This is a genomic window from Corynebacterium variabile, from assembly GCF_006539825.1.
Lineage (GTDB): Bacteria > Actinomycetota > Actinomycetes > Mycobacteriales > Mycobacteriaceae > Corynebacterium > Corynebacterium variabile.
Genome location: NZ_BJNT01000001.1, coordinates 1 through 12313, shown reverse-complemented (window position 1 = coordinate 12313; position 12313 = coordinate 1). Strand labels below are relative to the sequence as shown.

Annotated in this window: 8 protein-coding genes and 3 pseudogenes; 8 read left to right on the top strand and 3 right to left on the bottom strand. The window is 66.5% G+C overall.

Translation table 11 applies throughout. The features are described from left to right. The first annotated feature begins 90 nt into the window (after nt 1-90). The 5 genes from ilvC (at nt 91) to CVA01_RS00035 (ending at nt 5864) form a co-directional block, all read left to right on the top strand. Nucleotides 91-1104 carry a ketol-acid reductoisomerase gene (gene ilvC, locus CVA01_RS00055; protein ID WP_014010296.1) on the top strand — a complete coding sequence of 338 codons (1014 nt, stop codon included), beginning with the start codon at nt 91-93 and terminating at the stop codon, nt 1102-1104. A 157-nt stretch (nt 1105-1261) separates the two neighbouring features. Continuing rightward, nucleotides 1262-2206, top strand: a complete 945-nt coding sequence (locus CVA01_RS00050; protein WP_141327674.1) for a cation diffusion facilitator family transporter — start codon at nt 1262-1264, stop codon at nt 2204-2206. Nucleotides 2207-2396: 190 nt separating this feature from the next. Next, nucleotides 2397-3992 (top strand): phosphoglycerate dehydrogenase, encoded by a 1596-nt coding sequence (serA, locus tag CVA01_RS00045; protein ID WP_014010294.1) that lies wholly within the window; start codon nt 2397-2399, stop codon nt 3990-3992. Nucleotides 3993-4132: 140 nt separating this feature from the next. Then, on the top strand, nt 4133-4618 hold the full coding sequence (locus CVA01_RS00040) for a MarR family winged helix-turn-helix transcriptional regulator (RefSeq protein ID WP_014010293.1): 486 nt from the start codon (nt 4133-4135) through the stop codon (nt 4616-4618). A gap of 43 nt (nt 4619-4661) precedes the next feature. After that, nucleotides 4662-5864 (top strand): MFS transporter, encoded by a 1203-nt coding sequence (locus tag CVA01_RS00035; RefSeq protein WP_141327842.1) that lies wholly within the window; start codon nt 4662-4664, stop codon nt 5862-5864. Nucleotides 5865-5870: 6 nt separating this feature from the next. Here the strand turns inward: CVA01_RS00035 and efeB are convergent. The 3 pseudogenes from efeB to CVA01_RS00020 form a co-directional block, all read right to left on the bottom strand. Beyond that, a pseudogene (gene efeB / locus CVA01_RS00030) lies at nt 5871-7151 on the bottom strand (iron uptake transporter deferrochelatase/peroxidase subunit). Continuing rightward, nucleotides 7151-8247 (bottom strand): annotated as a pseudogene (gene efeO, locus CVA01_RS15545) (iron uptake system protein EfeO). Before efeO ends, efeB begins: the two co-directional pseudogenes overlap by 1 nt. A 95-nt stretch (nt 8248-8342) precedes the next feature. Further along, a pseudogene (locus CVA01_RS00020) lies at nt 8343-8846 on the bottom strand (FTR1 family iron permease); the annotation flags it as partial. Between the two features lie 354 nt (nt 8847-9200). Between CVA01_RS00020 and CVA01_RS00015 the strand changes: the two are divergent. The 3 genes from CVA01_RS00015 to CVA01_RS00005 all read left to right on the top strand — a co-directional run bounded on the left by CVA01_RS00015 (nt 9201) and on the right by CVA01_RS00005 (nt 12017). After that, nucleotides 9201-10253 (top strand): 3-isopropylmalate dehydrogenase, encoded by a 1053-nt coding sequence (locus CVA01_RS00015; RefSeq protein WP_141327672.1) that lies wholly within the window; start codon nt 9201-9203, stop codon nt 10251-10253. A gap of 122 nt (nt 10254-10375) precedes the next feature. After that, nucleotides 10376-10969 (top strand): GNAT family N-acetyltransferase, encoded by a 594-nt coding sequence (locus CVA01_RS00010; protein ID WP_014010286.1) that lies wholly within the window; start codon nt 10376-10378, stop codon nt 10967-10969. Between the two features lie 76 nt (nt 10970-11045). Next, entirely contained in the window at nt 11046-12017 is a 972-nt protein-coding gene (locus tag CVA01_RS00005; RefSeq protein WP_141327670.1) for an esterase/lipase family protein, read from the top strand. Nucleotides 12018-12313: the final 296 nt, after the last annotated feature.

Genomic DNA, 12313 nt, shown 5'->3' with positions numbered 1-12313 from the left:
TCTTGTGAGACACCCTGTCTCACAGTCTGGTACACATTCTGCTACGATCCAGTGCAGAGTCCGTTACATCCCACGAAAGGTTGTTCTCCCATGGCAATTGACGTTTTCTACGACGCCGACGCTGACCTGTCGATCATCCAGGGTCGCAAGGTCGCGGTTCTCGGTTACGGCTCCCAGGGCCACGCCCACGCCCAGAACCTGCGCGATTCCGGTGTCGAGGTCGTCATCGGTCTGCGTGAGGGCTCCAAGTCCGCCCCCAAGGCCGAGGAAGCCGGCTTCAAGGTCCTCTCCAACGCCGAGGCCACCGCCTGGGCCGACGTCATCATGATCCTGGTCCCGGACACCACCCAGGCCAAGGTCTACGCCGAGGAGGTCGCCCCGAACCTCGAGGACGGCAACGCCATCTTCTTCGGCCACGGCCTGAACATCCACTTCGAGCTGATCAAGCCGGAGGCGAACATCACCGTCGCCATGGCCGCCCCGAAGGGGCCGGGCCACCTGGTCCGTCGTCAGTTCGTCGACGGCAAGGGCGTGCCCTGCCTCATCGCCGTCCAGCAGGACCCGAAGGGCGAGGGCCGCGACCTGGCCCTGTCCTACGCCGCCGCCATCGGTGGTGCCCGCGCCGGTGTCATCCCGACCACCTTCGAGGCGGAGACCGTCACCGACCTCTTCGGTGAGCAGGCCGTGCTCTGCGGTGGCACCGAGGAGCTCGTCAAGACCGGCTTCGAGGTCCTCACCGAGGCCGGCTACGAGCCCGAGATGGCCTACTTCGAGTGCCTCCACGAGCTGAAGCTCATCGTCGACCTCATGTTCGAGGGTGGCATCGCCAACATGAACTACTCGGTCTCCGACACCGCCGAGTTCGGTGGCTACCTCTCCGGCCCGCGCGTCGTCGACGCCGGCACCAAGTCCCGCATGAAGGACATCCTGACGGACATCCAGGACGGCACCTTCACCAAGCGCCTCATCGCCAACGTCGAGGGTGGCAACAAGGAGCTCGAGGGTCTGCGCGCCGATTTCGCCAAGCACCCGATCGAGGTCACCGGATCCAAGCTGCGCGACATGATGAGCTGGGTCAAGAACCCGCTCGACGCCACCGCGTAGTCTTCTCCCTCCGCGGATCTTCCCCCGGGCACTGCACCTGCAGTGCCCGGGGGATTCTTCTGTGCGGTGACGGCTGGCTAATGGAAACGATTACCCTTACCTAAAATATGGCTTGAACTGCGACGGTCGTGTATCTATCCTAGGATTCGTACCGTTAATGAAAATGAGAGGGGCCCTGATGGGGCACGACCACGCCCACGATCATCCGCACGACCATTCGCAGGTCCGGGGGAAGCGGCTCTGGATCGTCATCGGCATCACCTCGGTCATCTTCATCGCCGAGGTCGTCGGCGGCATCATCTCCGGATCGCTGGCGTTGCTGGCGGACGCCGGACACATGCTCTCCGATGCCGGCGGCCTCATCGTCGCCGCACTGGCGATGCTCATCGGTTCCCGTCCGGCCACCCACCGCTCCACCTACGGCTTCCGTCGCGCCGAGGTCCTGGCTGCGGCCGTCAATGCCGGCGCGGTCTGCGTCATCGCGGTGTGGATCGCGGTCTCCGCGTTCCGCCGCATGGGGGAGGGGGTCGAGGTCGAGACCGGCATGATGCTCGTTGTCGCGATTGTCGGCCTGGTTGCGAACCTCGTCTCCGCGGTCGTCCTCAACGGGGGACAGGGGGAGTCGCTCAACATGCGCGGTGCCTATCTTCACGTGCTGGCCGACCTGCTCGGCTCGGTGGCGGTCATCATCGCCGCACTGGTCATCAGCGTCACCGACTGGCACTGGGTCGATCCCGTGGCGTCCCTGGTCATCGCGGTACTCATCCTGCCGCGGTCCTGGCAGCTGCTGCGTACCGCCGGCGCGGTGCTTATGGAACGGGTGCCGGACGCCGTAGATCCGACCGACCTGGAGGAAGAGCTGGTGGGCGCCACCGGGGTGGAACGGATCCACGACCTCCACGTGTGGAGCGTGGACGGGGAGTCGGCGCTGGCGTCGGTCCATGTCGTCGCTGACGGGGCCTCGCGGCATTCACAGGACGCGGCACGATGTGCGGTGCTGGACCGTGTGCAGGAGATCTTCCGTGGGCACGGCATCGACCATGCGACCGTCCAGGTGGAGGAACCCGGGCACGAGAACCACGAGGATTCGGTCTGCGGGTGAGACGATTCCCACAGGATGGTCACTTTTTTCCGCCCACGTCCCACTGTCGGGGAACGACGTACTAAGCTGTCCGTAGTCGTACGCCACCGCCACCCGGCCGCGCTGCCGGGAGGTTTTCCAGGCGTGGGCCCTGCCATCCGACGCGGTCGTGCCGGGTGGTCCAGGAACATCACACTTTTCAGGAGATCCTGTGAGCCAGAATTCCCGTCCCGTCGTTCTCATCGCCGACAAGCTCGCCCAGTCCACCGTGGATGCCCTCGGTGACTCCGTCGAGGTGCGGTGGGTCGACGGTCCGAACCGCCCGGAACTGCTGGAGGCTGTCAAGGACGCTGACGCCCTGCTCGTCCGCTCCGCCACGACCGTCGACGCCGAGGTCCTCGCTGCCGCTCCGAAGCTCCAGATCGTCGGCCGTGCCGGCGTCGGCCTGGACAACGTGGACATCGAGACCGCCACCGCCAAGGGTGTCATGGTCGCCAACGCGCCGACCTCCAACATCCACTCCGCCTGCGAGCACGCCATCGCCCTGCTGCTGTCGGCTGCCCGCCAGATCCCGGCCGCCGACAAGACCCTGCGTGACGCCGAGTGGAAGCGTTCCTCCTTCAAGGGTGTCGAGATCTTCGGCAAGACCGTCGGCATCGTCGGCTTCGGTCACATCGGCCAGCTGTTCGCCCAGCGTCTCGCCGCCTTCGAGACCGAGATCGTCGCCTACGACCCCTACGCCAACCCGGCCCGCGCAGCCCAGCTCGGTGTCGAGCTGGTCGAGCTCGACGAGCTGGTCGCCCGCGCCGACTTCGTCACCATCCACCTGCCGAAGACCAAGGAGACGGCGGGCATGTTCAACGCCGAGCTCCTGGCGAAGTCCAAGAAGGGCCAGATCATCATCAACGCCGCCCGCGGCGGTCTGGTCGATGAGCAGGCACTCGCGGACGCCATCAAGGACGGTCAGATCCGTGGCGCCGGTTTCGACGTCTACTCCAAGGAGCCCTGCACCGACTCCCCGCTCTTCGAGTTGGACGAGGTTGTCGTGACCCCGCACCTCGGCGCCTCCACCGTCGAGGCCCAGGACCGCGCCGGCACCGACGTCGCCGCGTCCGTCCTCAAGGCCCTGGCCGGCGACTTCGTGCCGGACGCCGTCAACGTCACCGGCGGCAGGGTCTCCGAGGAGGTCGCCCTGTGGCTGAACCTCGCCACCAAGCTCGGCAAGGTCGCCTCCGCTCTGCTGGATGCCCCCGTCGCCAGCGTCTCCGTCGAGGCCCGCGGTGAGCTGTCCAGCGAGTCCGTCGACGCCCTGGGCCTGTCCGCTCTGCGCGGCGTCTTCGCCGGTGTCGTCGACGAGCAGGTCACTTTCGTCAACACCCCGCAGATCGCCGAGGAGCGTGGTGTGGAGCTGTCCGTCAGCACCGCTGACGAGTCCGTCACCCACCGTTCCGTCCTCGAGGTCAAGGCCGTCGCCGGCGACGGTACCTCCGTCGCCGTCATCGGTGCCCTGACCGGCCTGGAGCACGTCGAGAAGATCGTCCGGATCAACGACCGCGGTCTCGACCTGCGCGCCGAGGGCCTGAACCTCTTCCTCACCTACAGCGACCAGCCGGGTGCCCTGGGCACTGTCGGCACCTTCCTGGGTCGCGAGGGCATCAACATCAACGCTGCCGCCCTCTCCCAGGATCTCGCCGAGGATTCCGCCACCCTGGTGCTGCGTGTCGAGAAGGAGATCCCGGCTGATCTGGTCTCCCAGATCGGCGAGGCGCTCTCTGCCTCCCGCGCCGTCCAGCTGGACCTGGCATAGTCTGAACCGGACGGTTCTGCACTGGACCCGGACGGGCACCGCACTTTCGACGGCACCTGTCCGGGTTCTGCCGTATCTGCCCTGGAGTCGTCCATCGCCAGAGTTGTAAATAAGCCGCTTATATAATAGGATTCTACATCGTGTCGCACAACGACGAAGAGCCGTCTGACGCCAGTACCGAGCTCGCACAGCAGATGCGGGACTCCATCCGTACCGCAGTCCAGATGACCCGACTCCTCGAATATCCCGGTGACCTCTCCACGCCCCAGGTCAGCGTCCTCAACACGCTGTCCTCAGGGCCGGTCAGGATCGGTGACCTCGCCGCACTCGGCGGCGTCACTCAACCGGGGATGAGTCAGCTGGTCTCGCGCCTGGAAGGCGCCGGGCTGGTGGAGCGGACAAGGTCCGACGAGGACGCCAGGGTCACCCTGGTGGAGATCACGGACGAGGGACGTAACGCCCTCGAACGGGTCAACCGGGAACGTAACCGCGTCCTCGGCGTCCACCTGGAGAGGCTCTCCGACGAGGAAGTGCGACGCATCCGGGACGGCCTCAGTCCCCTGAGCTCACTGGCTCAGGACGTCGTCCGGGATCTGACGGCAGGAGACGACAACAGGAGGCGATGACCGCGTGGGCGGACATCAGGTGAAGGAACAACGCCCGGCGAGCATGGATGCCGCGACGCTCGAATCAGAGAAGCAGTCCATGCTTCACCAGCCGATCGCCGTCTGGGCCACCGCCCTGGCGTGCGTGTTCGCCTTCATGGGCATCGGCCTGGTCGACCCCATCCTCCCGGCCATCGCCGAGAACCTCGACGCCGGCCCTTCCGAGGTCTCCCTGCTGTTCACCAGCTACTTCGCGGTGACCGCCGTGATGATGCTCATCACGAGTGCGGTCTCCAGCCGGATCGGCGGAAAGAAGACCCTGCTCGCGGGCCTCGCCCTCATCGTCATCTTCGCCGGCCTGGCCGGCACCTCGGGCAGCGTCGGTGAACTCGTCGGCTTCCGTGCCGGCTGGGGCCTGGGCAACGCCCTGTTCGTCGCCACTGCTCTCGCCGTGATCGTCGCAGTGGCCTCCGGTGGACGCGCTGTCGCCATCATCCTCTACGAGGCCGCCCTCGGCCTCGGTATGGCCTGCGGACCGCTTGTCGGCGCCGTGCTCGGTCACATGAACTGGCGTGGACCGTTCTTCGGCACCGCCGTGCTCATGCTCATCGCCCTCGTCGTGCTGCTGTGGAAGCTGCCCGAGGTGCCGAAGCCGGCGACGAAGACCGGATTCTTCGACTCACTCAAGGCCCTGCGTCACGGCGGACTGTTCGGCGTCTCGTTCTCCGCCCTGTTCTACAACTTCGGCTTCTTCACGGTGCTGGCCTACAGCCCCTTCCTCCCGGTCATCAAGGAATCGGGGGAGTACGGCATCGGCCTGGTCTTCTTCGGCTGGGGCTGCGCACTGGCCGTCTGCTCGGTGTTCGTCGCCCCGCTGATCCAGAACCGGGTCGGCGCGGCGAATACCTCGATGCTCATGCTCATCGGGCTGCTCGTCATCTACGTGCTGCTCGGCCTCGGCCACGACAACAAGGCCGTCGCCATCGTCCTGGTCATCGTCTCCGGAGCACTGATGGGCATCAACAACACCGTGTACACCGAGATGGCCATGAGCGTCTCGGACCACCCCCAGCCCGTCGCGTCCGCCGCCTACAACTTCGTGCGGTGGATGGGTGGCGTCGTCGCCCCCTACGCCTCCACGAAGATCGCCGAGCATGTCGACCTCTCCACCCCGTACTACGTCGGTGCGGTGGCCGCGGCGGTCGCCGTGGTGGTCATGCTCTTCACCCGAAACGCTGTGGAGGCACACGGCCCCAACGCGGTGTAGCTGCCGCTAACCGAACAGCGCCGTACCCCAGTCCTGCCCCTCGGCCAGGCCGGGCGGGCAGGCGAAGACCGCCTTGGACTCGTAGCGGACGTACTCGTTGATCCTGTCGCGGTGGGCGAGCTTCATCTGGATCGGTGTGAAGTTCACCGAAGGCGCCGAGACATAGGCGATGAAGAACAGTCCGGCCGACAGATGGCCCATCGAGTCCGTGCCCTCGATGAAGTTGTAGGTCCGGCGCAGCATCCGCTGGCCCTCGTTCTGGTCGGGGTGGGCCAGGAAAACGTGCGAATCCTTCGGGATCGCCGGACCACCGGTGCCGAGATAGAGGTCGAAAGGGACGTCGGCATTCTCGTCGTCGGTCCCGATCGGTGCCCCCGATCCCTTGTAGCGGGCGAAGGTGTGCTGCTGGTCGTCCAGGATCTGACGGTCCCACACCTCCAGCAGCATCCGGATCCGCCGGACACACATGTAGGTGCCTCCGGTCATCCACCCGTCATCGGAGACCCACACTATGGAGTCGATGTCGTCGTTCTCGTCGGCGGTGATGTTGCGGGTGCCGTCCTTGAACCCGAAGAGGTTGCGGGGAGTGTCCTCCTCCTTCGTGGTCTTCGACGCTGCACCGTAGCCCAGCTGGGACCACTTCACCTCGACCACACCGGTGCCGGCCCGGGTGAGGTTGCTCACCGCGTGGACGGCGACCTAAGGGTCGTCGGCACAGGCCTGGATGACGATGTCCCCGTCGCACAGGGCGTCCTGCAGCTGGTCGCCGGGGAACTTCGGCAGCGGCTCCAGTTCCTCCGGCTTCCGGTCCTTGAGCCCGAAACGGTCGTCGAACAGGGACGGGCCGAAGCCCACAGTGACGGTGAGATTGCCGGACGCCAGGTCCAGCGCCTCGCCGGTGTCCTCCGGAACCTGGTTGAGCAGGTTGTCCGGGTCGTCGGTGACGTCCGCGTCGGCGTCGGTGAGGGCGCCGACCTCGGTGGTCTGATCACCCCGCGTCATCCGCTCGGCCATGGCTGTCCACGTGGACAGCATGTCCCGCAGCTCTTCCCGGTCCCCGGTGAGGACCGTGAACGCCACGATGCGCAGGTGCTCCTGCTGCGCGGTGGTGACGCCGGCCTGGTGGTCACCCCGGAAGGGGACCACCTGGTCGTCGTCACCGTCGGTGGAACAGGCGCTCAGGGCGCCGACACCGGCGACACCTGCTGTGCCGACGGCGGCTGCACCGAGCCCGGTGAGGCCGAGTCCGCTGAGGAACCGACGGCGGGAGACGGACCGCTCGGGCATTACTTGCTGCTCTCCGCTGCGGTGATGACGCCGGTGACCTTGGAGACCTGCTCGTTGAGCTGGTCGAGGACGGTGGACAGCTCCTTCCGGTCGTCCTCGCCGACCGTGTCGTACTAGACGAAGCCGTCACCGTCACGGAAGGTGTCCAGCAGTTCCTGGACAGCATCGAACTTCGCGTTGATGTCGGCGAGCAGGTCAGCGTCCTTCTCGTCGATGGCGTCCTCCAGGGACGCGACGGCGGGCTTGGAGCCGTCCAGGTTCGCCTGGAAGTCCCAGAGGTCGGTGTGGGAGAAGATGTCCTCCTCACCGGTGATCTTCGAGGTGGAGATCCCGTCGAGCAGGCCGTGGGCACCGTTGGCGATGAGGTCGGGGGGGCGACGGTGAAGTCGTCGGTGTTGACCCCGTCGACGAGCTCGGCGATGTCCTCGCTCAGCTGGTCGGCGTCCTTCTTCGTCTGCTCGGTAATCCTGCCGCCCTCCCACAGGTCCTTCTCGATCCTGTGGAAGCCGGTCCACTCCTGGCCGTCCTCGAGATCGGCCTCACGCAGGTCGATGCGGGGATCCAGGTCGTCGGGGAAGGACTCGGCGATCGGCTCGATGCGCTCGTAGTAGATACGGGTGGGGGCGAACAGGGGCTTCGCGGTCTCCAGGTCACCGTCCTGGATCGCCTGGACGAAGGTGTCGGTCTGCTCCTGCAGCGCGGTGGTCTGGGACCGGACGTAGCGCAGGTAGCCCTCGACGGCGGCGGTGAGGGTGTCGCTGCCCTCGGTGAGATCGACCGAGTCACCGGTGACGTTCAGGTCGTGGCTGATACCTTCGCCGACCATGCCCGGCTTACAGGTGGCCTGGTAGGTGCCGGTCTCGGGGATGGAGACGAGCAGCTTACGGGTGGCACCCGGGCCGATGTTCTCGACCTCGCCGACCACGCGTCCGCCGTCGGTGTAGACGTAGAACTCGGTGATCTTCTTGCCGTTGTTGGGGACCTCGAAGTTGTTGTTGCCGGTGGTGGTGTCATAGGAGTCGACGTCACAGGTGCTGTCATCGGCGGTGACGGTGAATACCGGGGCGTCATCGTCCTTGTCGGCGCAGGCGACCATGCCCAGGGGGAGGGCGAGGACGACAGGCCCGGCAGCACAGTGGCCTCCTGCAGGTCGGTGATGCCGTAGCGCAGGATGCCGGCGGCGACGAGAATCAGCAGTGCACCGGTGATCTGGAAGAACATCCTCAGGTTGATCTTCACGGCGCCGATGTACATGGCGACGCCGATGACGATGGAGATGCCGACGCCGGTCATCAGACCGGCGAAAGGGACACCCAGGGATCTGCTGAAGGAGTCGAAGACCAGCAGGGCGGTCTCGATGCCTTCGCGGGCCACGGCGATGATGGCGACCGTGGCCACGGCGACCGGGCCCACGGCCACGGCCTTCTCCATCTTCCCCTCGAGCTCGGCGGTCATGTTCCTGCTCGAGCCCTTCATCCAGATGAGCATCCAGACCACCAGAGCCACGGTGACCAGTGAGGCGATACCGCCGATGAGTTCCTGGCCGGTGGTGGAGAGGGTCTTCGTCCCGAAGTGGATGATGAGGAAGACGCTGACCGTCACGACGAGCGCAGCGGCGATCCCTCCCCACAACCAGGGGTAGGAACGGCGCTGACCGGTCTTCTTCAGGTGGGCGGCGAGGATGATGACCACCATGGTGGCCTCGAGGCCCTCACGGAGGCCGATGAGCGCATTGGCGTAGAACACTGCGGCTGCTTTCTGGTGAATGACGTGCAATGAACCGGCGGGAGGGCGCCGGTGTCGCTGGCCTGTGTCTTGGTGAGGCTCACCGAACCTCAGGAGGAAAGGAATGCTAGTCCCGGGGGAGGAGAACGGGAAGAGGGGGATGGGACGGGGGAGATGAGTATCCACCCCCCCCGGGGTTGTTGTCGGGGGCGGTGGCCGATCGCGGTTTCCCGGGGTTGCCGTCGACTGTCGGGGAGGGCGACATGGTAATCTGGCTGCACTTTCCAACGATGTGAGACAGATCGACGCTAAGGAGTCCACGGAATGAAACTCGCCGTAATCGCCGGAGACGGAATCGGAACCGAAGTCACCGCCGAGGCGTTCAAGGTCCTCGACGCCGTGACCGGTGACGAGACCATCGACACCACCGACTACGACCTCGGTGCCCGCCGCTACCTCCGCAACGGCGAGCTGCTCACCGACGCTGACCTGGCGTCCCTGAAGGAGCATGACGCGATCCTGCTCGGCGCGATCGGAGACCCCCGCTCCGTGCCTGCCGGCATCCTCGAGCGCGGCCTGCTGCTGCCGCTGCGCTTCAAGCTGGACCACGCGGTCAACCTGCGTCCCGCGAAGATCTACCCCGGTTCCTCCTCGCCGCTGGCGAATCCCGGCGAGATCGACTTCGTCGTCGTCCGCGAGGGGACCGAGGGCCTGTACTGCGGCAACGGCGGCGTCCTGCGCGAGGGAACCGACAACGAGGTCGCCAGTGAGCTGAGCCAGAACACCTGGTACGGCGTGTCGCGCGTCGTGCGGGACGCCTTCGGGCGGGCGCAGTCCCGCCGGAAGAAGCTGACCCTGGTCCACAAGACCAACGTGCTGGTCAACGCCGGTGGGCTGTGGTCCCGCGCCGTCGACACCATTGGCGCGGACTTCCCCGAGGTCTCGGTGGACTACTGCCACATTGACGCGGCGACCATCTACATGACCACCGACCCGGGGCGCTTCGACGTCATCGTCACCGACAACCTCTTCGGCGACATCCTCACCGACCTCGCCGGTGCGGTCACCGGCGGCATCGGTCTGGCGGCCTCCGGCAATATCGACCCCTCTCGGGTCAGCCCGTCCATGTTCGAGCCGGTCCACGGCTCCGCACCGGACATCGCCGGTCAGGGCATCGCCGACCCGTGTGCGGCGATCCTGTCCGCCGCCCTGCTGCTGCGTCACCTCGCCGGCGACGAGGGTGAGGACGCCGCCCTGCGTATCGCCCAGGCCGAGAAGATCGAGGCCGCGGTGCTGGCCGAGGCCGGTTCCCGCGACGGTTCCCGGATCCGCACCACCGAGGTCGGCGACCGGATCGCCGCGGCCGTGGCTGCGTAAATTCCACTCTGCTGCACCAGAGCTTTGCCGGTTGACCGTCTGAGAGTGGAATCAGCGGAGTCTGGGCACTCTGGCGTAGTCGACCCGTGCGCACTGCAGGGGGAGGGGGATAGAGTGCATCCATGACCGCACTCGTGCCCGTTGAACTCACCGGGGAGATCGTCCGCCTCGAGCCGCTCAGTCACGACCATGCCGCCGGGCTGGTCGAGGCGACGAAAGACGGCGAGCTCTGGAAGCTCTGGTACACCTCCGTCCCGATGCCGGACGGCATGGAAGCGGAGATCGACCGGCGCCTGGCCCTGCAGGACGCCGGCACGATGATTCCCTTCGTCACCCGTGACCTGCGCAGCGGGAAGGTCATCGGGATGACGACCTACATGAACATCGACGCCGACCTGCCGCGGGTCGAGATCGGCTCAACCTGGAACGCGGAGAGCGCCCAGGGCTCCGGCACCAACCCCGAATCCAAGCTGCTGCTGCTCGCCCACGCCTTCGAGGTGTGGGACTGCCCGGCCGTGGAGTTCCGCACCTCCTGGCACAACCGGCAGTCCCGGGCGGCGATCGAGAAGCTGGGCGCGAAGTTGGACGGTGTCCTGCGCCAGCACACGCGCACTTCGGACGGGTCACTGCGCGACACCTGCGTCTACTCCGTCGTGCAGGCGGAGTGGCCGCAGGTCCGGGCGTCCCTGCGGTTCCGTCTGGGCAGGGAGGTGTAGGGGCAGTACCCCCGGACGTGATGCCGACCACAGCTATGGTGACTGTTGAATAATATTTCACCGAAAGGAAGTGTCTGTGGGATTCCGTACCCGCGTCACCGCACTCCTGGCCTCACTTCTCGTCTCTGCCGGCGGCGCAGTCTCCGCCCCCGCGGCCACTGCGCAGGAGGTCGCGTCCGGCACCGGTCCTGCCCTCACTGTCGACGAGGCGTCCCTCGACCGCTCCCTGAACCGCCACGGCGATCTCGCCGGCAGTGACCGCAATACTGTCATCCCTCTCCACGGCACCACCGCGAACGTCGAAGCCAACTGGTCGTGCACCTGGGAACCGGCGCTGGCGGAGGAGGGACGCCCGTACTGCACTGTCGAGCTTCCCGACAACGGCATGCAGGACGTCCAGGTCTCCGCGGAGAACGTCACCCATGCGATCCGCACCGTGTACGCCGAAAGCGGCCGCAAGGTCGACCTCGTCGGTCACAGCCAGGGCGGGATGATCGGCCGGTGGACGACGAAGTGGTGGCCGGACACTCGCGCCATGGTCGCGAACATGGTGGGCCTCGGCTCGTCGAACAACGGCTCCGACATGATCTCGTTGACCTGCACCGTGGCATGCCCCGAGGCGATGCGACAGCAGTCCAGCGGCTCGGACTTCCTCACGGCACTCAACGAGGGTGGGGACACCTACCCGGGTATCCGCTACACGAGGATCGCCACCCGCTTCGATGAGGTCGTCGCCCCCTACGACAAGGCCTTCCTGCCTCCTGCGGACAACGTCCGCAACATCATCCTGCAGGACCAGTGCCCGGGTGAACCGGTGGAGCACTTCCTCCTCGCCGCGAGCAACCCGGTGTGGGAGCTCGCCGTGCAGGCCCTCGACGGGAACCCGGATCCCCGGGTTGACCCGTCCGCCTGCCAGAAGATCATGCCCGGGGTGGACGTCGCACAGATCCCCACGGGGCTGCCGTCCACGGTCGGGACCATCGTCGGTGCCCTGGCCGGGTCACCGTGGACGGCCGCGGAACCTCCGGTCGCCGACTTCGCACGGTGATCCGGTCACCGTCCGGTATGACGCAGACAGGCCAGCACCGCGCGGACCCGTCGGTTCTCGTCGGAGGGGGGTCATCCCCAGCTTCAAGAACACATTGGCGACATGCCTGCTCACCGCGCCGGGACGCCGGGTAACCCGGAGTGACGTGGCGACCCTGTTCGACGGCCTCGGACTCCGCAGGCTGTGCCTTTGTCTTCCCGGTCGCCGGGCTGGTGGGGCGACATTCTGTGGGCGCCGCTCGGTGTGATCCTGGCGGTGATGTGGGTGCTGGTTGCGTCGACGGCCGCCGTCTCCTC